We start from the raw sequence: 20,327 nt of genomic DNA on the forward strand, positions 1-20,327 counted from the left end.
CATGTCCTGAACGGATAGGTGGGGGTGCTGCACGCATTGCCCCGTACGACAAGCACAGGAGACGAAAGGCAATGCAGGATACCATCGGCATCGGCTCTGTTGCACAAATCCCATGGGGGATTTGTGCAACAGCGCCCTCGGCCTGGCTGAAGTGCTCGCGGCACGGGCCGACCAGCCCTTCGCCTCGGTCGAGGATCTGTGGCGCCGTGTGCGCGTGCCGATCGCCAGCCTCACCCGCATCGCCGAGGCGGACGGGTTCCGGCCCAGCCTCGGGCTCAGCCGCCGCGAGGCACTGTGGGCGCTGAAGGGGCTCGGGCCGGAGGAGCTGCCGCTCTTTGCGGCAGCGCGCGAGATGTCAGACAGACAGGAGGATGAGACCGCAGCGGAAGCGCAGGAGCCGGCCATTGCGCTGAGGCCGATGACAGACGGACGCGAGGTGGTCGAGGACTACGGCCGCACCGGCCTCAGCCTGCGCCGCCATCCGGTGGCGTTCCTGCGGGAGAGCCTAAGTAAGCGGCGGATGCTGACCTGTGCCGAGGCCATGGCGGCCCGCGACCGCACCTGGTGCGCGACGGCCGGCCTGGTGCTGGTCCGCCAGCGGCCCGGATCGGCCAAGGGGGTGATGTTCATCACGATCGAGGACGAGACGGGTGTCGCCAACCTGGTGGTCTGGGCGAAGGTCTTCGAGGCGCATCGCCGGATCGTGCTTGGCGCAGGCATGATCGGCGTGCAGGGACGCATCCAGCGGGAAGGCGAGGTGGTGCACTTCGTGGTGCATCGCATCGAGGATCTGTCGCGGGAACTGGCGAGCGTGGGGGCACGAGGGACGGCGTTCCCGCTTTCCCAAGGGCGCGGCGATGAGGGGCCGACCGCGCCGCAGGGGGACATCCTGCCCCAGGCTCCCCAGCCGCACGACATCTTCATCCCGGACCTGCATCTCGATGCCATCAGGGTGAAGGGGCGGGATTTCCGGTGACGGAGCGTCGAGACGAGACAAGTGTTCATTCGGCAAGGGTAGGGTCAGGACCCATTAATCGGCTTGCGGTCGCCTTGGCTGCGTGATTCACGCTCCCGAACTGATGGGGGCAATGATGAGCAATCTTTTCTGGCTGACCGACGAGCAGATGGAGCGTTTGAAGCCGTTCTTTCCGAGGAGTCATGGCAAGCCGCGGGTTGATGATCGTCGGGTCTTGAGCGGCATAATCTTCATCAATCGTAATGGGTTGAGATGGTGCGATGCGCCGCGTGAATATGGACCTCCGAAGACGCTCTACAACCGATGGAAGCGGTGGGGCGACATGGGAGTCTTCGCCAGGATGATGGAAGGACTGGCCTCCGAGGGTGCCGAGCAGAAGACCATCATGATCGATGCGACCTACCTGAAAGCGCACCGCACGGCTTCGAGCCTGCGGGCGAAAAAGGGGGGCCCGACGACCAGCGCGGACGTTTGATTGGCAGAACGAAGGGCGGGCTCAATACCAAGCTACATGCCGTTACCGACGCCAAGGGACGGCCCCTGAAGTTCTTCATGACCGCGGGCCAAGTGAGTGACTACACCGGAGCCGCCGCCCTGCTGGGCAGCTTGCCCGCTGCCGAGTGGATGATCGCGGATCGCGGTTACGACGCCGACTGGTTCCGGGAAGCGTTGAAAGACAAGGGGATACGCCCTTGCATCCCGGGGCGGAAGTCGCGCGGCAAGGCGGTCCGCTACGACAAGCGGCGCTATCGCCGCCGCAACCGCATCGAGATCATGTTCGGTCGCCTGAAAGACTGGCGCAGGGTCGCAACCCGCTATGACAGATGCGCCAAGACCTTCCTGTCCGCTGTCGCACTCGCGGCAACCATCATGTTCTGGCTTTGAAGATCAATGAGTCTGGACCCTAGTCATCGCCTTCATCTCGGCCAGGGCATCGCTCCTCTTGTGAACAAGGCAGTGATCGGTGTGATCGTGGATCAAGACCCGCTTGGCCGCCGTCACGGCGCTTTCCACCGCCGCAAGTTGGCGGGCGATGTCGAGGCAGGGCTGCTGGTCTTCGATCATGCCGATCACATGCCGAAGGTGCCCTTTGGCACGTTTCAGCCGCTTGATCAGATCGGGATGACTTGCATGATGCCGAGAGTGCGACATAGAAGCATCCGTATCCCCCCGGGGGGATGGAGCAAGTGCCATTCCGGCCCGTCAAGAAGGTTGCGAGCGCCACAAGACCAGGATGGACGCGCAACCACAGGCCCTGGCCCGGCTGATGACGGGTCTGATGGTGCTGGCCCCCGCAGTCATTGTCGCCACACACCGTCCTGCCGCAGTCGCTGCCACCGAGGCTATTGCTGATGCGGCGCAGCCGGTTCTCCAGCCGGGCAAGTTCGCGGCAACAAGCGGCTCGGGCTCGCAGACGACGCAGTTCTCGAGCGACACGTTGACACCGACAAAATGATCGATGGTTTCGTCCTCCCGTTCGGATCGTTGCCGCCGACCGGGACGGTCGGCCGCGACAGGACGTTAGCCACCTCATGGCAGACCACACATCGCAGTGCCGGGTGGGGCTGTTGAAAAACCCTTTCTTCGCTGATTCCATAGCTTCAGGACTTTGTCGCGGGGGCCAGGATGATCGGTCATCAGAACCGGGATCAACTCGAGTTTTTTGTCTGCGGGTCGCTGCGTGACCGTAACCCTTCGGCGGGGGCCGTCTGACGGGGCGCTGTGGGGGATGATAAGTCCGACCTTATGGTCGACCTTACGTTCACACCCCAGATCGAGATCCTGTCCGCCGAGGACGCGCCGCGGCGGCGGCACTGGAGCGACGCGGACAAGATCCGGGTGGTCGAGGAAAGCCATCGGGGGTCTCGCCAGGTCACCGCGACGGCGCGGCGGCATGGTATCTCGCGTTCACTGCTGACCGTCTGGCGGCGACAGTATCGGAACGGCGAACTTGCGATCGCAAGCGGTCCTGCTTTCGTGCCGGTGAAGATGGCGCCGGACATTGATGCGCAGTCGCCGCGGCAGCCGGCCCCCGACGTCCAGCTCGAGATCGTTCTGCGGAACGGACGGCGCCTGCTCGTGTCCTCGTCGGTGGACCCGGACGCATTAGCCCGGCTCCTGCTGGTTATCGAGGGCCGATGATCGCCTTCCCGGCGGGGGTGCGCGTGTGGATCGCTGGCGGGGTCACCGACATGCGGCGCGGCATGAACACCTTGGCGTTGACGGTGCAGCAGGGTCTGGGGCGCGATCCACATGCGGGCGAGATATTCTGCTTTCGCGGTCGCAAGGGCGACCTGGTCAAGCTGCTCTGGCACGACGGCGTCGGCATGTCGCTCTATACCAAGCGGCTGGAGGCCGGGAAGTTCATCTGGCCGAGCAGCGGCACCGGCGAGGCCGTGCAGATCTCGGCGGCGCAACTCGGCTATCTTCTGGAAGGGATGGACTGGCGCAATCCGCGGTGGACACAACGCCCGACAAAGGCGGGATAATAGTTTGCGAAAGCCCATATTTTGTTGGGCGTTTCGCCAGCTCGAGGTATGCTTCGGGCATGTCCGATACCGCTTCCGAGATTGCCCGACTGCGTGCCGCACTTGCGGCGTCGCAAGCCCGTGCCGAGGCCGCCGAGAGCGAACTGGCGCAGGCCCGGGCGGTGGTCTCCACCTCGGAAGCGATGATCAAACACCTCAAGCTGGAGATCGCCAGGCTCCGGCGCGACCACTACGGCCATAGCGCCGAGCGCCGCGCCCGCCTGATCGACCAGATGGAGCTGCAGCTCGAGGAACTCGAGGCCGCCGCCACCGAGGACGAGATTGCCGCCGGGAAGGCGAAGACCACGGCGGTCGCCGGGTTCGAGCGTCGCCGCCCGGTGCGCAAGCCGTTCCCGGACCATCTGCCGCGCGAGCGGGTGGTGATCGAGGCACCGACAGCGTGCTCCTGCTGTGGCTCGGACCGTATCGTGAAGATGGGTGAGGACATTACCGAGACGCTCGAGGTCATCCCGCGTCAGTGGAAGGTGATCCAGACGGTGCGTGAGAAGTTCACCTGCCGGGCCTGCGAGAAGATCAGCCAGCCGCCGGCGCCCTTCCATCCCGCGCCGCGGGGATGGGCTGGACCGAACCTGCTGGCGATGGTTCTGTTCGAGAAGTTCGGTCAGCATCAGCCGCTCAACCGACAGGCAGAACGCTATGCAAAGGAAGGCGTCGATCTCAGCCTCTCGACGCTGGCCGACCAGGTCGGGGCCTGCACCGCGGCTCTGGCACCGATCCACGCCCTGATCCGGAACCATGTTCTGGCGGCCGAGCGCCTCCACGGCGACGACACAACGGTCCCCCTCCTCGCGAAGGGAGGGACGCAGACAGCGCGGCTCTGGACCTATGTCCGCGACGACCGGCCCTTTGGCGGCGGCGCGCCACCGGCCGCGCTGTTCCACTTCTCGCGCGACAGGGAGATGGCGCATCCGAACCGGCATCTTGCGGGGTGGCAGGGCGTTCTCCAGGCCGATGCCTATGGTGGCTACAACGACCTCTATCGCGGTGATCGTGATCCGGGGGCCGTGCTGAGCGCCCTGTGCTGGAGCCATGCCCGACGGAAGCTCTTCGAGCTCGCCGACATCAAGGAAAATGCCCGTCAGAAGAAGCCCGCGCACGACATATCGCCTGTCGCGCTGGAAGCCGTGAAGAAGATCGACGCCATCTTCGATATCGAGCGTCAGATCAACGGTCTGGACATCGCCAGCCGGCTCGACGCCCGGCACCGGCTGGTCCGCCCCCTGGTCGAGGAGCTGCACGACTGGATGCGGGCCGAACAGGGAACCATGTCGAAGCACAACCCCGTCGCCAAGGCGATCGCCTACATGTTCAAGAAGAACCGATGGGACGCCTTCACGCTCTTCCTCGAGGATGGGCGCGTCTGCCTGACAAACAACGCGGCCGAGCGCGCACTGCGCGGTATCGCGCTGGGACGGAAGTCCTGGCTCTTCGCTGGATCCGAGCGCGGCCCAGACCGCGCCGCCTTCATGTATTCTCTGATCGTCACCGCCAAGATGAACGGCATCGACCCGCAGGCTTGGCTCGCCGACGTCCTTGCCAAGCTCCCCAACACAACGGCTTCACGCGTGCAGGACCTTCTGCCATGGACGTGGCAGCCATCGGAGCGCCAACTCGCTGCATGACCGCCGCCTACGCCGGATGCTTACGCTGGTGCGGGTGGCGTTGGCGAACAAGATGGCGCGGATCGTCTGGGCCCTGATGGCTCGAGGTGGCATCTACCAGTCTCCGACCGCAGCGGCGTAAGCCGCCGCAGATCGCGAGGACGTCGGAGCGGAAGAGGGCAAGGAGCAGTTTGGCGCAACAGTCGTGAGACGGGATCGGGAGAACCAGTGCGCAACAGAGTGCCTATGAGCACGCGGCTTTGATCTGGACCCGACCTTCGAACACCATACGGGCCCTGCGGCATGTGGAACGCCGCATCATGAGGCCGGACACATGTCAGCACCCGATGACGCGCCAAGACCAGTTCAGAAAATCTCTCTTGCGCTTGGGGCGGTTACACATGTTGCGCAAATCACCTGACGACCGAGGTTCCCCTTTCCCCGGACAGACTTATCCCACGGCCTCTGTGACGGGGATGCCGAGCGCGGTGTAGCCGTTGAGGACGGCTATGCGGACCTGGAGTTCGGCAACCTGACGGTCGAAGTCCCGTGCCATAAGCCGCTGGCCCAGCAGTTTCACGCAGTGCATCTTTGTTTCGACGCGGCTCCGGCGGTGGTATCCACTCCATCGTCGCCACAGTGCGCGGCCAAGGTATTTCGATGCCCGCAGGGCCTCGTTTCGGGCCATGGCTCCGGCAGTGACTGTCTTCCAAGGCTTCGCATTCTTGCGGGGCGGGATAACAGCGTGGGCGCCGCGGTCGGCAATGGCATCGTGGCATCTGCGTGTGTCATAGGCGCCATCTGCCGTGACGCTGCCGATGTCCTGGTCCTCCGGGATTTGGTTGAGAAGCTCGGGTAGGATCGGAGCGTCGCCGACGTGGCTCCCGGTGATCTCGACGGCGCGGATCTCCAGTGTTTCCTCGTCGATCCCGATGTGGATCTTGCGCCAGACCCGTCGTTTGGCGCCGTTGTGCTTGCGGGCGTGCCACTCGCCTTCGCCCTCCACCTTGATCCCGGTGCTGTCGATCAGCAGGTGCAGCGGGCCCTTCGACCCACGGTAGGGGATGTTGACGGCCAGGGTTTTCTGACGGCGACTGAGTGTGCTGAAGTCGGGCACGGTCCAGTCGAGGCCGACCAGCCGCAACAGGCTTTCGACGAAGCCCGTCGTCTGCCGCAAGGCCATGCCGAACAGCACCTTCATCGAAAGGCACGTCTGGATGGCGGCATCGCTGTAAGCCTGCTGACGGCCACGCCTGCCTGTCGGCGCGCCATCCCAGCTCATCTCGGGGTCGAACCAGATCGCCAGCGAGCCCCGGCGCTTGAGCGCTTCGTTATAGGCCGGCCAGTTCCTGGTTCTGTAGGCGGGGGACGTGGGTCTGCTCATGCAGACCAGCTACCACGCTGGATTCACGAAATGAATCCCTCACGGGATTTGTGCAACAGAGCCTCGCGCCCTCCCTGCTGCCGCAGAAAGGGAAAGGGTGGACGACTTTTACGACGCCCGCAGCAGCTCCATGCCGCCGCTTCCGTGGCCTAATTTCTCACCGCCGTTCTCAGCCCGCCCGTTCCGCCAAGACGGATCGCCCCTCCTGGCCGTCCATCCCAAGTTTCTGGCCAAGCAGGCCCCCGCCGGGATCTTGCTATAGGTGGACAGCCACGCCTCGATGTCGTCCGGCTCGACGATGGCGCTTCGGTCTTCGGCGGCCTTGGCCGAGATGTCCAGGACGCAAAGGGGGCGATCAGCCTTTCGACCGGCAGCGCATCGACCAAGGTGCCGCCTTGGGAAAAATGCAGCGGGGCGTCGATATGTGTGCCAGTGTGTTCAAAGATCGTCAACTTGAACAGGTGATAGCCGTCGGGTTCGAAGTTCTTGTCGGCCTCGTAGAGAATGCCGAGCTTGCGGTCGAAGGTCGGAAAGTCGCCGTCATAGGCATGGGTCCAGGTCCATGACCCGCCCGGTCGCCTGCGCCAGGGCCGGTCGCGCGCTCAGCACGCCTGCAGCCGCACCCATCGCCGCCGTGGCCGCCGCCGTCGTGAAAAGACCGCGGCGCGAAAGCATGTGTCTCTTGACGTCCTCGATCAGGCATGTGGTGCACATCGGCGGGTTCTCCATGATGGTTCTTCCCATGGAGAACCCGCCGTCCAACCTGTCAAGCCCGGCCCGAGGGAACGGCGATGACCGACCGCGACCTGGTTCCAGACCTGTTTTCCCGAAATTGCCAATTGGCAATTTTCAGTTCCCTGTCCTGCCCGAAAGATATCCGTCCAGTGCCGCGCGAAGTTCGGCCGGGTCGATGCTGTCCGGGAACTCGATCCGAACCCTGTTGCCGCGCTTTTCGACGGTGACGCCCCGTGCCGGATTTTCGGTCGGCGATGCAGGCCCGTGGACCGCCGCCTTCAGGCGCGACAGAACCTTCGGAACGGTGACATAGGCCCCCTGCCCTGCGCGCGCCTTCGCCTGTTCGGCCGCGATCCTTTCGGCCTCGGCCATGACCTTGTCCTCGCCGTCGTGCAGCAACACGCGCAACTGCCGGGCGTGCAATTCGCGGATTTCGGTGACGCGGGGCCAGGCCGCAAGGATGACCTTGGGAAGACGCGCAAGATGCAGGTATCGCGACAGCCATGCCTCAGACACCTCGAGACGGGCGGCCATGGTCTTCTGCTTGCCCCCGTAATAGGCGCCAAGCGCCTGAAGATAGTCGCAGGCCCGTTCGTAATCGCTGAGATCGGCCCTGTCCCGGTTCTCGATATCGGCAAGCCGGAACGCTTCCTCGTCGGTCAGATCACGGACCTCGATCAGATAGCGGAACTGGGGATAGTTGTTGGCCCGCAGCCAGCTTACAGCGAAATGCCGACGGGCGCCGCAAATGACCTCGTATTCCGCCCCCTGCCCCGCTGGCAGCCTACGGACGATCGCCGGAAATTCCTGCTGCCCCTGGGACTTGAGGCTGTCGATCAGGTCGCGGCAATTTTCCTCGGTCAGCAGATCATAGGCGCGGTTATGGCGGGTCCACATCACGCAACTTGCGGGATCGACCCATCGCAGCACCTTTTCCTCGCGCTCGCCGCTTTCCGACAGCGCGTTCGTCCGCTTCAGGAACCTCGCCCCGCCGCGGTCGGGGGCCGCCGGCGCGGGCAGATCCTTCAGGACATCGTCGAAGATCGCATCGTGCCGCTTGCTCACAATAGGCCCTCCTTGCGCAGCTGGCGGTGATGGCTCGGCCAGGTCTTCCTGATCAGAAGCTCGACCTCTCGTCCGACCGCGTCCAGATAGGCCCGGCAGCGTTTATGCGTCTCGGTCCGGGTGGCGGGACCGGTCAATTCATAGACCGTCATCAGGTTGGCCGTGGCGTTGTCGATTTCGGCGGAATCCTTCAGCGACACGTTCAGCATGTCCTGGGGAAACACGGCGTCCATCATGCGCTTGATGGCCTGATGCGCCGACTTCTGGTCGTTCATCTTCGATGTCAGGATCTTCACGAAGCTGTATTCCCGCGCCCCGCCATGCCGCGCCAGTTCGGCCAGCGTGGATTCCATCATCTTCAGGAAATGCGCCGTCGAGGCGAAGTCGATGTTGTTGGGCGGCGCCGGGATCAGCAAGGCATTGGCCGCACGCAGCACCGACAGCGACAGCATCCCCAAGGCGGGCGGCGGATCCATCAGGATGATGTCGAACTGATCGGCGATGGACGCAACCCCGTCCCTCAGGCGGTCGAGGATGAAGGCCGGATCGCGCGCCATGCGGGCCGCGAATTCATATTCCGCGTCGTAAAGCCCAAGATTTGCAGGGATCAGCGCGATTCCCGGCCAATAGGTTGCCCGCAACGCGTAATGCAGCGATTTCGGCCCGCCATGTTGTAGGAAGGGATAAAGGGTATCCTCCTCCTCGTCCACGTCGACATCCGGGTTCAGCCCGAAGACGGCCGTGGTGGACGCCTGCGAATCGCAGTCTCATGATACAGACGCGATAACCGCGCAGCGCGAAATACTGAGCCAGATGCACCACCAGGGTCGTCTTGCCCACCCCGCCCTTGAAGTTCTGCACCGCCATGATCAGCGGGGGATCGTCCGGTTCGCGGTGCGGAAGGGTGCCGAAGGCCTCGCGCATCCGGTTCACCTCGGCCAGGCTGTATCCATGGCGGCGGTTGGTGGTTTCGTCCTTGGCCGGTTCGGGCAGTCGGCCATCGGCTTCGGCATCCCGGATCGCCTTCTCGGATCGGCCAACCATCTCGGCCGCCGTTCGAACGTTGAAAAGCAGGTCCAGTTGCTTCTGTGTGCCGGGGGAAAACACTCTCTCGCGCAACCGTTCGATCACCGTCGATGCACGCTGACTGAGGACGGCAAGCTCATCCAGGGTGACGGGGGGAAGGGCGTGATTCATTCTTGCGACTTTGCTGCTGGGTCGCGGGGACTATGTCGGAAAGACGCGAAATCGTAAAGTTCGGTTTTCAAGCGCAAGACTCCCCAGGACCGATAGTTCGGGATCGGATGGAAGGGGATCAGAATCTTCTCGGCATCTTCGGGTGTGGCGGCGACGTTCGGCCCCATTTTGTAAGCCGTCGCCCGCCAAGCTTGCCAGGATCCTGTGGACAAAATGAACATCCCCTTCATTCGGATTCATCTGATTCAGATTCGCTGCTCATAAAAGGCTGACCAGGAACGATTTTCCTCGAGTAAACTTACATATCGGGATCATGTCGGTTACATCCGGGGATGGTTTTCCTTACGAGTCGGGGGGTTGCCCTTACAGGCCGGGTGCCGTGCAGACCTTACATTTTGGATGTACTTGCCAAACCGGACAAAGGGCAGAATTTATGCAGGAAAAGCAGAAGGTTGCAGAATCACCCGAGAGGGCGGCCCAAGGGATTGGCTTACTTTTCGGGTAGCGCATCTACCTTGATCAGTATCGTGCTTGAAAAATTACGCTTGAAACGATACAAAAGTAAGACTCCAGACGTAGGTGAAGCGTGGCGGACGCATCGATTCGAACTGTTGAAGCCCGGCCCAATGCCGACAGTCTGGTCAAGCCGGGCGAACTTGTCGACCTTGTCGAGGTGACGCCGCTTACCCTGAACGACCGACGGATCTATAATCAGCTTCTGGAAAATGCCTGGGATGCCATCGACAAGCCCGTGACCCATGTCATCGCCAAGTCCGTCCTGCGCGGCAGCCACAATTCGAACGACCGCGTCGGCGAAAGCTTGGAACGGCTGATGTCCGCGATCGTCAAGGTCGCGGTGACATGGGAAGGCGAACCGGCGATCGAACGCGTCCAGCTTCTTGGCGGGAACCTTGAAAGCAGCCGGAACGACGGGCTGCTGGAATACGAGATTCCCGCGCGCCTGCGAAAGATCATCCGCAACAGCCAGGTCTTTGCCCGCCTGCAACGCGAGGTGATGTTCGCCTTGTCGTCCAAGTATGCCCTGACGCTCTACGAGATGGTGCAGAAGCGGGGCAATCTTCGATGGAAAGCCTCGGAACGGTTCACGCTCGATTCGCTTCGCGGCATCATGGGCGTGCCGAAAGGCAAGCTGTCGTCCTGGTCCAACCTGAAGCTGCGCGCCATCGACCCGGCGGTCGCCGAGGTCAACGCGCTGTCGGATTTCATGGTTGAGATATCGCCGATCAAGACGGGGCGGGCCGTGACGCATGTCGAGATGCGTTGGTGGCGCAAGGACGGGGATGCCGGCGGGGCAGCCGACCGGGCGCTGCAGTTTTCCAAGGTGGGTCGCCGGGCAAAGGCCGAGGGGCGCGCTGAACGGGTGGTTGCGGGGCAGGGGACGCGGCCTCGGCCCGCCTGGTTGGAAAATCATGGTCCCGCCCTGCAGACGGCGACTTACGAGACCGCGCGCCTGCGCCATCCCGGCTATGACATCTATTTCATAGAAGGCGAATGGCGCAGATGGAGCCTGTCGAAAGAGCCTCCGAAAGACCCGGACCGCGCCTTTCTGGCGTTCCTGCGCAGCTATGCCGAAAAGAATCCGATCTGAAAAATTGCCAATTGGCAATTTTTTGGAAACGGCAAGCCGAACGCCGTTGCTGGCTTTGCGTTTGGCTGCTTTGATCCCTGTCATGGCGTGCCATCTGGGACATGGGGCAAGGAGATAGACTTTCTGGCACAAGCGACGGCGATTGTCGGGGGCGCCATGGTGGCGCTGCGGCGGTTCGGGGCGCCCTGGATGCAGGCCATTGGCACGGCGCCTGCCATTCCCAAGGCGAAAAGCCAGGGCATCATGACTCTGAAAATGCCAACGGCAAAGGGCTGGATCCCTGGCCATCTGCCGTCCGCAGCCCCCGGCCTCAAGGTCAATGCCTTCGCCTCAAACTTCAGCCATCCCCGCTGGATCGAAGTGTTGCCGAACGGCGACGTGCTGGTTGCCGAATCCAAGAAACAGCGGGCAGGCAGCAGCCCGTCGCGGACATAGCGGCGGGCCGCGCGCTTCAGCCGCTCGACCGTCCAAGGCTGACCCGTCCGTGTGCCCAGAAGCCGGGTCAGTTCGTCCCAGCCCATGGCGGGCCGGTGGCGGCGCACGAGAGGCAGCCAGGCCTCGGCCGAGACCTCCAGCTTCTGGAAATAGGTTTCATCTCGGGCAGCACGCAGCTTGCAGATCGCCTCGCGGTCGCCGGCTTTCAGGGCAGGATTGCCGCCGACCCGCCCCTTGGCGCGCGCCGCCCGCAGCCCCGCCTTGGTTCGCTCCCGGATCAGCGCACGCTCCAGTTCGGCAACGGCCCCCATGACCTGCAGGCTGAACTTGCCCTGTGCCGTGGTCGTGTCGACGGGATCGCCCAGCGACCGGAAATGCGCAACCTTGGCCTCCAGCGTCTCGATGACCTGCAAAAGATGCGACAACGAGCGCGCCAGACGGTCCAGGCGGACCACCACCAGCGTCTCGCCGGGACGGATCGTCGCCAGAAGCCGGGACAGCGCAGGGCGGGTGCGGTCCGCGCCCGACGCGTGCTCCTCGTGGATGGTCGTGCAGCCAGCGGCGCGCAGCTCCATCCGCTGGGGATCGAGCGTCTGTTCGCCGGTAGAGACGCGGGCATAGCCGATGGGAAGCATAGAACAAGGCTCCGAACAAAACAGGGCAAGAGTTTATACACTTTTGGAATGCGCGAGGAAACGGTCGTTTAGGAACGTTTCCAATAAACGGATCTTCCAGATTAGGCCATGGAAGATACAGCCTTCCTTGCGCTGACACTGTCTGCATTCCTCCTCGTATCGATTTACGCTCGAACATCGCTTTTGTCAGACGGAGCTATTTCCAGGAAACCGTCCTGCTTCAATAGTCCCAGTAGTAATCCGCATTCACCCAAGAAAAAGCGGACAATAGAAATTAATGTGTTGTCTTGTCAATTTTGAAAAGGCCAAGAGATGGGCTGCAATGAAGTCGTCGAGGTGCATTCGCAGTTGATTGTGATTGAATCGGGAACCAGTTCAGCGGTCCGCAAAGTCGCGCGCAGTGCCGGCACTGCTTCCAACCCGGCACTGCCGCCATGACCTGACTTGTATGGCGAGGGTCATCCTCCAGAACCCGGACGCGGCTAGCATAAATTTTTTCGCCTTTTCAGACTTCGGGGGTCAGCCGAAACGCCCTTTGCCGCGTTGACGGGCATGATGGCATGGTTTCACCCCGATCCCTACATTCTGGTCCTGACCGGGGCAGGATTTCTGATCGCCCTGGTGGCGTGGCTACCCTTGGCGTTGAAGCAGCTGCCCTTGTCGCTGCCCATTGTCTGCATCGCCTTGGGGGCGGCGCTGTTTTCGCTGCCGCAGGCGAGGCTTGATCCCTCGCCCCTGGCCTATCCAGACATTGCCGAGCGGTTCACGGAATTCGTGGTCATCATAGCCCTGATGGGTGCGGGTCTGAAGCTTGACCGGGTGTTCGGGATACGCCGCTGGCAGGTCGCGTGGCGGCTTATCCTTGTGACGATGCCTCTGGGCATCCTGGCCATCACGGTCCTGTTCGCCACGGTGGCCGGGCTGCCGTGGATCGTCGCGCTGCTGCTGGCAGCAGTCCTGGCGCCCACCGATCCGGTGCTGGCTGCCGATGTTCAGGTGGGCCCGCCGAAGGGCGGCGAGGAGGACGAGGTACGCTTTGGCCTGACTGCGGAAGCGGGCCTGAACGACGGGGCGGCCTTTCCCTTCGTCAACCTGGCAATCGTGCTGGCGGCAACCAGCACCGGAGAGCCATGGGCGGCCGGATGGCTGGGCTATCATGTCCTGTGGGAAATCGGCGCCGGCGTGGTCGGGGGATACCTGGTCGGCCGTGCCTTCGGCTGGCTGACGTTCCGGATCCCGGCGGAGACCAAGCTGGCGCAGACAGGCGACGGCCTGATCGCCCTGGCGGCCACCTTCATCTCCTATGGCCTGACCGAGATGATCCATTCATACGGGTTCCTGGCGGTCTTCGTAACCGCATTGGCCTTTCGCCATGCCCACCGCTCTCATGACTTCCACCGCGAGATGCACGATGTCACCGAACAGGTCGAGCGTCTGGCAATGATGGTCCTGCTGCTGTTGTTCGGCGGTGCCCTCGCAAAGGGGTTGCTGGGTGCCCTGGTCTGGACGGACATCGTCGCGGCCCTGTTGATCCTGCTGGTGATCAGGCCGATTACGGGCCTGATCGGCCTGGCAGGGCTGAAGGCCACCTGGAGCGAAAAGCTGACGATCGCCTTTTTCGGCATCCGGGGCGTGGGATCGTTCTATTATCTGGCCTATGGCCTCAACAGCATGGAGATTGACGGGGCAGACCGCCTGTGGGCCATCGTCGGCCTGGTGGTGGCGATCTCGGTCTTCCTGCACGGCCTGACCGTCACGCCGCTGATGCGCCTTCTGGACCGCAGCCACGGCCGCAACCCCGACGCGGAAGGCGTCCCGCCGCCGGGTCTGCAAGGCCCTGCGGCAGGGGAAGACGCGTCGCAAAAAACGGGTTGATCCGGATCAGAGCAACGAGTGAGGCTGTTGAAAAAGTCGCAACGGTCGCCTGAAGCGTTGAACCTCCGACACGACTGGTCCGAGAGGTACCGCCATGATGGGCTCTGTGACAGCCAGGAGAACCGGCTCCGGCCGGCGGGCGCTCGATGCGATGCTGCCGCGCGACCACCTCCTGCGCCGGATTGACCGCTTGCTCGACATGGGCGAACTGCGCGCGCTGCTTGCTCCTCATTACAGCCGGCGCGGCCGTCCATCGGTGGACCCCGAGCTTTTGATCCGCATGGCTCTGATCGGGCGACTGTACGCCATCCCCTCCGAGCGTCGGCTCTGCGAGGAGGTGCGCTACAACCTCGCCTATCGCTGGTTCTGCCGCCTTGCGCCCGACGCGGCCGTCCCCCACCACTCCACCTTCTCCAAGAACCGCCACGGCCGCTTCCGCGATGCGGGCGTGTTCCGGGCGCTGTTCGAGGCCACCGTCCGGCGGTGCATCGCGGCTGGCCTGGTGGCTGCCAAAGATGCGGCGATCGACGCCTCGTTCGTTGCTGCAGACGCAAGCTGGCAACGGAAGATGCGCGAGGGCGACCTGGCCCCTGATGCGCAATCCCTGACACGGCCGGTGCGGGAGTGGTTGACCGACGAGGCGGCGGTGAGCCCAGCGGAAACCGGGCGAAAGCGAGGGCCGCCAGCAGAGTTGTCGCGCACCGATCCGGCTGCTGCATGGTCGGCGCGCACGGCGCGGGGACGGTTCGGCTACGCGCTCAACCTCCTGATCGACACCCCGGGCGGAGTCGCGCTCGACGTACAGGCCAGTCCCGCTCGGTTCGCCGCGGAGGTGGACGCCGGACGCGCCATGCTGGCGTACGTCCTTGATCGGTTCGGCTACCGCCCGAAGCGCGTCGCCGCCGATGGCGCCTACGGCAGCGCCACCTTTCTGGCTTACGTGCGCGACCAGGGTGTGCTCCCCCACATCCCCGTGCTGGAGCGCTCGGGACAGACCAAGGGCAAGCTCACCCGTCAGGCCTTCACCTACGATGCAGAGCGCGACCGCTACATCTGCCCCGCCGGCAAAAAATTGACACACAAAGGAGGCGATGCGCGCCGCGGGTTCCATAGCTACCGGGCACGGCTGTCCGATTGCCAAGGCTGTCCGCTCCATGAAGCTTGCACGGACAGGCCTGTCCGGACCGTGTCGCGGATGGTGGATGAGGAGGCACGCGATCTGGTCCGCGCCGAAATGGGGACGGCGCTCTTCAAACGGTCGATGCGGCTGCGACGGGGCGTCGAGCGGCTGTTTGCGGATGCCAAGGCCAGGCGCGGTTTGGCCCGGCTGCATCTGCGCGGCCTGCGCGGCGCCGAAGAGGAGTTCCTGATCGGAGCCGCAGTGCTGAACCTGCTACTGCTCGCACGGCCTGCTGGCATGGTTCGACGGCGCCCAAGGACGCCTACTCTGCCGGCACGGCTCGGTCGCAGGCCAAGGACGTCCTTGGCCTGCATAGCCTCCGCAGCGCCGCCAGTCACATCGCTGAACTCCTGACTTCTGCGACAGAAGGCAGCGCCGTGAGCCCGGGAGAAAGCGGTGTGACTGTCATCGGCCTTGGCACGTTCCTCCAGCGCTAAGTGGTACCGATCACGGGAGTGCTACATGCGACTTAACCACCTCTCCGAAGATGACGCTGAAGCCGTCATTTCAAGGATGGGCGGGATTCTGCGATGGACACGCCGCTATTGAGGAGGAAAAGCAGGTGTCGGTTGCCGGTTGCCGAACCAGTCCAGCCACACCACTTGCACTCCCCACCGCAGCCTTTACACTCACGCCATACGCTCGTTGGGGCGCCCCGCTCGGGGCTGAGATGTGCCAGGCACAGCACCCATCGAACCTGATCCGGGTCATGCCGGCGAAGGGAACGGGCAACGCCGCAATCTGATGCGGCTTCCCCGTCCTCGATACGCGCATGACCCTCGGTATGGAGGGAAACATGGCGATCGCGCTGACCATCGCAGGGTCCGACAGCGGCGGTGGGGCCGGGATCCAGGCGGACCTCAAGACCTTCTCGGCGCTCGGCGTCTATGGGGCGAGCGCGCTGACCGCGATCACCGCCCAGAACACCCGCGCCGTCATCCGCGTCGAGGGGGTCTCGCCCGACATGATCCGCGCCCAGATCGAAGCCGTCCTGGATGATCTGGACGTGGCGGCGGTCAAGATCGGGATGCTGGGGTCCGCCGCCGCGACGCTTGCCGTGGCAGACGCGCTGGCGGGCTGCGCGGCGCCGATCGTCCTTGATCCGGTGATGGTCGCCAAGTCGGGCGACCGCCTGATCGAGGACGAGGCCGTCGCTGCCTTGAGGGATCGGCTGATGCCGCTCGCCGCCGTTCTGACGCCGAACCTGCCGGAGGCGGCGCGGCTTCTGTCCGGCGAGATCGCGACTGACGCATCTGCGACCGTGGAACAGGGCGAGGCGCTGCGGGCGATGGGACCCGCCTGGGTGCTGATGAAGGGCGGCCATGCCGAGGGCGCGGACTGCACCGACCGGCTGATCGGGCCGGAGCATCGCGACTTCACCGCACCGCGCATCGGAACCAGGAACACCCATGGCACTGGCTGCACCCTATCCTCGGCCATCGCGGCGGGCCTCGCCCAAGGGATGAGCGTGCCGGAGGCCACAGCCCGCGCGCATGCGTGGCTGCATGGCGCGATCCTTGCCGCAGACGGGCTGGGCGTGGGGACCGGCCATGGGCCGGTGCATCATTTCCATGACTGGTGGACGGCGTGACCAACGGCGCGGATGGGCAAGCTCTCACGGTGCTGGGCGCCGGGGTCATGGGCCTCGCCGCAGCGACCGAGCTGGCGGAGCGTGGCCACCGGGTGGCCCTGGTGGACCCGGCGCTCGGCCCGAGCGGGCATGGCTGCTCGTGGTGGGCGGGCGGCATGCTCGCGCCCTGGTGCGAGTTCGAGAATGCCGAGGAGCCGGTGCTGCGGCATGGCCGGACCGCCATCGGCTGGTGGGACCGTCGTGCCGGCGGCGTCGCCCGCAAGGGGACGCTGGTCCTGACACTCGGCCGCGACCGGCGCGAGCTTGATCGCTTTGCCCGCCGCACCGCAGGCTATGAGGACATCGACGGCAACCGGCTGGCCGGGATGGAGGGGGACCTCGCCGGCCGCTTCGACCGGGCGCTGTTCTTTCCGGGCGAAGCGCATCTGAACCCGCGCGCCGCGCTAGGCGGGCTGCTGGCGCGCCTTGGCGACCAAGGGATCACGCTGGTTGCCGACCTGCCCGATGATCCCGGCCGGATCATCGACTGCCGCGGGCTTTCCGCCCGCGACATCCTGCCCGACCTGCGCGGGGTCCGGGGCGAGATGCTGGTGCTGCGCTGCCCCGGCGTCACGCTGGGGCGGCCGGTGCGGCTGCTGCATCCGCGGGCGCCGATCTACCTCGTCCCACGCGGCGACGGGATCTACATGCTGGGCGCCACGATGATCGAGAGCGACCGGCGCGGCGCGGTGACCGCGCGCTCGGTGCTGGAGCTGCTCAGCGCCGCCTATGCCCTGCATCCCGGCTTCGGCGAGGCCGAGATCCTGGAGCTGGGCGCCGACGCCCGGCCGGCATTCCCCGACAACCTGCCGCGGATCGGCCGGGCGGGCGATCGCCTCTACGCCAACGGCCTCTATCGGCACGGCTACCTGCTCGCCCCGGCGGTTGCCATGCAACTCGCCGATCACATCGACACTGGAGAGAAACCGGAGTTCTGGCATGAAACTGACGATCAACGGTAAGGCGCGCGAGCTGACGGCGACCACGGTCGCCGAGGCGCTTGCGGCTGAAGGGTTCGCCGATGCACGAGTGGCGACGGCGCTGAACGGCAACTTCGTTCCGACGGCGATACGGGCGACGACCCCGCTGTCCCCGGGCGACGCGCTGGAAATCGTCGCGCCGATGCAGGGCGGCTGAGATGCCGGTCTTCTATGGCGTCGAGATCGCGTCGCCCCTGATGCTAGGCACCGCGCAATACCCCAGTCCGAGCATCCTCGCGGAGGCGTTCCGCGCCTCCGGGGCCGGCATTGCGACGGTATCCCTGCGCCGCGAAGCCGGCGGCGGGCAGGACTTCCTGCGGCTGATCGAGGGTCTCGGGGTGCCGCTCCTGCCCAATACGGCCGGCTGCCATTCGGTCAGGGAGGCGGTGACGACGGCGCAGATGGCGCGCGAGCTGCTCGGGACCGACTGGATCAAGCTGGAGGTGATCGGCCATGCCGACCTGCTGTCGCCGGAGGTCTTCGGGCTGGTCGAGGCCGCCCGGGAACTCACCGCCCAAGGCTTCAAGGTCTTTCCCTACTGCACCGAGGATCTGTCTGTCTGCGACCGGCTGCTTGCCGCGGGATGCGAGGTGCTGATGCCCTGGGGCGCACCGATCGGCTCGGGGCTGGGGCTGAACAACCCTCAAGGGCTGGAGGCGCTGCGCGCCGCGTTTCCCGATGTGCCGCTGGTCATCGATGCCGGGCTGGGGCTGCCCAGCCATGCGGCCGCGGCGATGGAGCTGGGCTTCGACGCGGTGCTGCTGAACACGGCCGTGGCGAAGGCGGGCGATCCCGTGGCGATGGCCTGCGCCATGGCGCAGGCGGCCGCGGCGGGGCAGGCGGCCTATCGCGCCGATCCCATCGAGCCGCGCGAGATGGCGACGCCCTCGACGCCGGTGATCGGCAAGGCCTTTTTGTCATGACCCTGCCGCGCTTCTATCCGATCTTCGACAGCGCCGCCTGGGTGGCCCGCGGCCTCGCCGCCGGTGCCCGGATGATCCAGCTCAGGATCAAGGATCGCCCCGAGAACCAGACCCGCGCCGAGATCGCGCGCACCCGCGACATGGCGCGGCAGGCGGGCGCGCTGCTGGTCGTCAACGACCACTGGCGGCTCGCCATCGACCTCGGCTGCGACTGGCTGCATCTGGGGCAGGAGGATCTGGACGGCGCCGATCTTGCCGCGATCCGCCGCACGGGGCTGAAGCTCGGCGTCTCGACGCATGACGAGGCGGAACTGGACCGTGCCCTGTCCGTCGCGCCCGACTATATCGCGCTGGGGCCGGTCTGGCCCACTATCCTGAAGAAGATGCCCTGGGCGCCGCAAGGTCTGGAGCGCCTTGCCGAGTGGAAGCAGAGGGCTGGCGATCTGCCGCTGGTCGCGATCGGCGGGCTAACCCCGGAGCGCGGCCGGGCGGCGCTGGCTGCGGGTGCCGACGTGGCCTCGGCCGTGACGGACATCACCCTGAACCCCGACCCCGAGGCCCGGATGGGGGAATGGCTTGCGGCGACGGCCGGCAACGGAGGCGTCCCATGAGCCGCCACGCCCGCCAGCTCGCCCTTCCCGAAATCGGCGCGCAGGGCCAGGCGCGGCTGGCGCGCGCGCATGTCCTGATCGTCGGTGCGGGCGGCCTGGGCTCGCCCGCGATCATGTATCTGGCCGGGGCCGGGGTCGGGTCCATGACGATCCTCGATCCGGACGTCGTCGAGACCTCGAACCTGCATCGCCAGCCGATCCATGCGGGCCGGGTCGGCTGGGGCAAGGCGCAGTCCGCGAAGGCTTTCGTTGCCGCCCTCGACGACGGCATCAGCGTCACCGCGCTGGCGGAGCCACTGACCCCTGCCAATGCGCACGCTCTCGTCGCCGGTGCGCGGGTCGTCCTCGATTGCGCCGATAATTTCGCGGTCAGCTACATTCTCTCGGACGCCTGCCTCGCGGCGGGGGTTCCGCTGGTTACCGCCTCGGCGCTGGGGACGGGCGGCTATGCAGGCGGCTTCTGCGGCGGCGCGCCGAGCCTGCGGGCGCTGTTCCCCGACCTTCCCGACCGCGCCGCGACCTGCGCCACAGCGGGCATCATGGGGCCGGTCGTCGGCATGCTCGGCACCCTGCAGGCCCAGATGGCGCTGGCCGTGCTGCTGGGGCTGACGCCTTCGCCGCTGGGCCAGTTGGTGACGCTCGCGCCGGGGCTGCGCTGGGGCGGCTTCCGCTTCGACGGCGCGCCCGAGCCCCAAGGGGGCTTTCGCTTCATCGACCCGGCCGCAATTGGCCCCGGCGACTGGGTCGTGGACCTGCGCGGGACGGACGAAGCCCCCGTTCCGGTCACGGCCGATGCATTGCGGGGGACCCGGACGCGCCCCCCGCCCCGCCCGCCGGCACCCGCGCCGTCTTCGCCTGTCGCAGCGGCCTGCGTGCCTGGCGTGCTGCCCGCGCGACCGCCGCGCTTTACCCCAACGAGATCGCCCTGATCGCTACTGGAGA

General features: G+C 65.3%; 21 protein-coding genes, 2 pseudogenes and 1 riboswitch. Of the genes and pseudogenes, 15 read left to right on the forward strand and 8 right to left on the reverse strand.

What is annotated here, in order from left to right; genetic code table 11:
- Positions 1-121: 121 nt before the first annotated feature.
- Positions 122-976 (forward strand): OB-fold nucleic acid binding domain-containing protein, encoded by an 855-nt coding sequence (locus ACZ1HC_RS16950; RefSeq protein WP_472701137.1) that lies wholly within the window; start codon positions 122-124, stop codon positions 974-976.
- A 115-nt stretch (positions 977-1,091) separates the two neighbouring features.
- A protein-coding gene (locus ACZ1HC_RS16955; RefSeq protein ID WP_472699015.1) for an IS5 family transposase occupies positions 1,092-1,861 on the forward strand; the annotation gives its coding sequence in 2 pieces (ribosomal slippage) (positions 1,092-1,428 and positions 1,428-1,861; 771 coding nt in all).
- A 3-nt stretch (positions 1,862-1,864) separates the two neighbouring features.
- On the opposite strand, the gene ACZ1HC_RS16960 is transcribed toward ACZ1HC_RS16955, so the two are convergent.
- Complete coding sequence (locus tag ACZ1HC_RS16960; RefSeq protein ID WP_472701138.1) at positions 1,865-2,128, reverse strand: metal-sensing transcriptional repressor; 264 nt, start codon at positions 2,126-2,128, stop codon at positions 1,865-1,867.
- Between the two features lie 82 nt (positions 2,129-2,210).
- Between ACZ1HC_RS16960 and ACZ1HC_RS16965 the strand changes: the two genes are divergently transcribed.
- The 4 genes from ACZ1HC_RS16965 (at position 2,211) to tnpC (ending at position 5,147) form a co-directional block, all read left to right on the forward strand.
- Positions 2,211-2,432, forward strand: a complete 222-nt coding sequence (locus ACZ1HC_RS16965) for a hypothetical protein (protein ID WP_472701139.1) — start codon at positions 2,211-2,213, stop codon at positions 2,430-2,432.
- A 290-nt stretch (positions 2,433-2,722) separates the two neighbouring features.
- Positions 2,723-3,118: an IS66-like element accessory protein TnpA gene (tnpA, locus tag ACZ1HC_RS16970; protein ID WP_472699017.1), complete on the forward strand. Its 396-nt coding sequence runs from the start codon at positions 2,723-2,725 to the stop codon at positions 3,116-3,118.
- On the forward strand, positions 3,115-3,465 hold the full coding sequence (tnpB, locus tag ACZ1HC_RS16975; RefSeq protein ID WP_472699603.1) for an IS66 family insertion sequence element accessory protein TnpB: 351 nt from the start codon (positions 3,115-3,117) through the stop codon (positions 3,463-3,465). The genes tnpA and tnpB overlap by 4 nt, the downstream gene beginning before the upstream one ends.
- Before the next feature lie 59 nt (positions 3,466-3,524).
- Positions 3,525-5,147, forward strand: a complete 1,623-nt coding sequence (tnpC, locus tag ACZ1HC_RS16980) for an IS66 family transposase (protein ID WP_472700844.1) — start codon at positions 3,525-3,527, stop codon at positions 5,145-5,147.
- A gap of 430 nt (positions 5,148-5,577) precedes the next feature.
- On the opposite strand, the gene ACZ1HC_RS16985 is transcribed toward tnpC, so the two are convergent.
- The 6 genes and pseudogenes from ACZ1HC_RS16985 to ACZ1HC_RS17010 form a co-directional block, all read right to left on the reverse strand.
- Entirely contained in the window at positions 5,578-6,510 is a 933-nt protein-coding gene (locus tag ACZ1HC_RS16985) for an IS5 family transposase (protein ID WP_472701140.1), read from the reverse strand.
- A gap of 108 nt (positions 6,511-6,618) precedes the next feature.
- A pseudogene (locus tag ACZ1HC_RS16990) lies at positions 6,619-7,016 on the reverse strand (cyclase family protein).
- 34 nt (positions 7,017-7,050) lie between these two features.
- Positions 7,051-7,254 carry a hypothetical protein gene (locus ACZ1HC_RS16995; RefSeq protein WP_472701141.1) on the reverse strand — a complete coding sequence of 68 codons (204 nt, stop codon included), beginning with the start codon at positions 7,252-7,254 and terminating at the stop codon, positions 7,051-7,053.
- A gap of 105 nt (positions 7,255-7,359) precedes the next feature.
- Positions 7,360-8,310: a ParB/RepB/Spo0J family partition protein gene (locus tag ACZ1HC_RS17000; protein ID WP_472701142.1), complete on the reverse strand. Its 951-nt coding sequence runs from the start codon at positions 8,308-8,310 to the stop codon at positions 7,360-7,362.
- Entirely contained in the window at positions 8,307-9,020 is a 714-nt protein-coding gene (locus ACZ1HC_RS17005; RefSeq protein WP_472701143.1) for a ParA family protein, read from the reverse strand. The genes ACZ1HC_RS17000 and ACZ1HC_RS17005 overlap by 4 nt, the downstream gene beginning before the upstream one ends.
- A gap of 103 nt (positions 9,021-9,123) precedes the next feature.
- Positions 9,124-9,507, reverse strand: a pseudogene (locus tag ACZ1HC_RS17010) (AAA family ATPase); the annotation flags it as partial.
- 586 nt (positions 9,508-10,093) lie between these two features.
- Between ACZ1HC_RS17010 and ACZ1HC_RS17015 the strand changes: the two are divergent.
- Positions 10,094-11,116, forward strand: coding sequence for a RepB family plasmid replication initiator protein (locus ACZ1HC_RS17015; RefSeq protein WP_472701144.1), 1,023 nt, complete (start codon positions 10,094-10,096; stop codon positions 11,114-11,116).
- 80 nt (positions 11,117-11,196) lie between these two features.
- On the opposite strand, the gene ACZ1HC_RS17020 is transcribed toward ACZ1HC_RS17015, so the two are convergent.
- On the reverse strand, positions 11,197-12,186 hold the full coding sequence (locus tag ACZ1HC_RS17020) for a recombinase family protein (RefSeq protein WP_472701145.1): 990 nt from the start codon (positions 12,184-12,186) through the stop codon (positions 11,197-11,199).
- Between the two features lie 555 nt (positions 12,187-12,741).
- Here ACZ1HC_RS17020 and ACZ1HC_RS17025 point away from each other — a divergent pair.
- From ACZ1HC_RS17025 to ACZ1HC_RS17060, 8 genes are all read left to right on the forward strand, one after another.
- Complete coding sequence (locus tag ACZ1HC_RS17025; protein WP_472701146.1) at positions 12,742-14,061, forward strand: cation:proton antiporter; 1,320 nt, start codon at positions 12,742-12,744, stop codon at positions 14,059-14,061.
- 94 nt (positions 14,062-14,155) lie between these two features.
- Positions 14,156-15,595 carry a transposase gene (locus ACZ1HC_RS17030; RefSeq protein ID WP_472701147.1) on the forward strand — a complete coding sequence of 480 codons (1,440 nt, stop codon included), beginning with the start codon at positions 14,156-14,158 and terminating at the stop codon, positions 15,593-15,595.
- A gap of 282 nt (positions 15,596-15,877) precedes the next feature.
- Positions 15,878-15,982: riboswitch (TPP riboswitch) on the forward strand.
- A gap of 55 nt (positions 15,983-16,037) precedes the next feature.
- A complete protein-coding gene (thiD, locus tag ACZ1HC_RS17035; RefSeq protein ID WP_472701148.1) occupies positions 16,038-16,832 on the forward strand; it encodes a bifunctional hydroxymethylpyrimidine kinase/phosphomethylpyrimidine kinase in 795 nt (264 codons plus the stop codon).
- Positions 16,829-17,833, forward strand: coding sequence for an FAD-dependent oxidoreductase (locus ACZ1HC_RS17040; RefSeq protein WP_472701149.1), 1,005 nt, complete (start codon positions 16,829-16,831; stop codon positions 17,831-17,833). Before thiD ends, ACZ1HC_RS17040 begins: the two co-directional genes overlap by 4 nt.
- On the forward strand, positions 17,811-18,008 hold the full coding sequence (gene thiS, locus ACZ1HC_RS17045; protein ID WP_472701150.1) for a sulfur carrier protein ThiS: 198 nt from the start codon (positions 17,811-17,813) through the stop codon (positions 18,006-18,008). Before ACZ1HC_RS17040 ends, thiS begins: the two co-directional genes overlap by 23 nt.
- Position 18,009: 1 nt before the next feature.
- Positions 18,010-18,774 (forward strand): thiazole synthase, encoded by a 765-nt coding sequence (locus ACZ1HC_RS17050; protein WP_472701151.1) that lies wholly within the window; start codon positions 18,010-18,012, stop codon positions 18,772-18,774.
- Positions 18,771-19,385, forward strand: coding sequence for a thiamine phosphate synthase (locus ACZ1HC_RS17055; protein ID WP_472701152.1), 615 nt, complete (start codon positions 18,771-18,773; stop codon positions 19,383-19,385). The genes ACZ1HC_RS17050 and ACZ1HC_RS17055 overlap by 4 nt, the downstream gene beginning before the upstream one ends.
- Positions 19,382-20,314 (forward strand): HesA/MoeB/ThiF family protein, encoded by a 933-nt coding sequence (locus ACZ1HC_RS17060; protein ID WP_472701153.1) that lies wholly within the window; start codon positions 19,382-19,384, stop codon positions 20,312-20,314. The genes ACZ1HC_RS17055 and ACZ1HC_RS17060 overlap by 4 nt, the downstream gene beginning before the upstream one ends.
- Positions 20,315-20,327 lie beyond the last annotated feature (13 nt).

The organism is Paracoccus sp. BR5-17 (assembly GCF_055693925.1).

What these genes read in the sequence shown, in the direction of transcription:
- ACZ1HC_RS16960 (WP_472701138.1), bottom strand. Translation starts at nt 2,128, where the DNA reads ATGTCGCACTCTCGGCATCATGCAAGTCATCCCGATCTGATCAAGCGG.
- ACZ1HC_RS16965 (WP_472701139.1), top strand. Translation starts at nt 2,211, where the DNA reads ATGGACGCGCAACCACAGGCCCTGGCCCGGCTGATGACGGGTCTGATG.
- tnpA (WP_472699017.1), top strand. Translation starts at nt 2,723, where the DNA reads ATGGTCGACCTTACGTTCACACCCCAGATCGAGATCCTGTCCGCCGAG.
- tnpB (WP_472699603.1), top strand. Translation starts at nt 3,115, where the DNA reads ATGATCGCCTTCCCGGCGGGGGTGCGCGTGTGGATCGCTGGCGGGGTC.
- tnpC (WP_472700844.1), top strand. Translation starts at nt 3,525, where the DNA reads ATGTCCGATACCGCTTCCGAGATTGCCCGACTGCGTGCCGCACTTGCG.
- ACZ1HC_RS16985 (WP_472701140.1), bottom strand. Translation starts at nt 6,510, where the DNA reads ATGAGCAGACCCACGTCCCCCGCCTACAGAACCAGGAACTGGCCGGCC.
- ACZ1HC_RS16995 (WP_472701141.1), bottom strand. Translation starts at nt 7,254, where the DNA reads ATGGGAAGAACCATCATGGAGAACCCGCCGATGTGCACCACATGCCTG.
- ACZ1HC_RS17020 (WP_472701145.1), bottom strand. Translation starts at nt 12,186, where the DNA reads ATGCTTCCCATCGGCTATGCCCGCGTCTCTACCGGCGAACAGACGCTC.
- ACZ1HC_RS17025 (WP_472701146.1), top strand. Translation starts at nt 12,742, where the DNA reads ATGGCATGGTTTCACCCCGATCCCTACATTCTGGTCCTGACCGGGGCA.
- ACZ1HC_RS17030 (WP_472701147.1), top strand. Translation starts at nt 14,156, where the DNA reads ATGATGGGCTCTGTGACAGCCAGGAGAACCGGCTCCGGCCGGCGGGCG.
- thiD (WP_472701148.1), top strand. Translation starts at nt 16,038, where the DNA reads ATGGCGATCGCGCTGACCATCGCAGGGTCCGACAGCGGCGGTGGGGCC.
- thiS (WP_472701150.1), top strand. Translation starts at nt 17,811, where the DNA reads ATGAAACTGACGATCAACGGTAAGGCGCGCGAGCTGACGGCGACCACG.
- ACZ1HC_RS17050 (WP_472701151.1), top strand. Translation starts at nt 18,010, where the DNA reads ATGCCGGTCTTCTATGGCGTCGAGATCGCGTCGCCCCTGATGCTAGGC.
- ACZ1HC_RS17055 (WP_472701152.1), top strand. Translation starts at nt 18,771, where the DNA reads ATGACCCTGCCGCGCTTCTATCCGATCTTCGACAGCGCCGCCTGGGTG.
- ACZ1HC_RS17060 (WP_472701153.1), top strand. Translation starts at nt 19,382, where the DNA reads ATGAGCCGCCACGCCCGCCAGCTCGCCCTTCCCGAAATCGGCGCGCAG.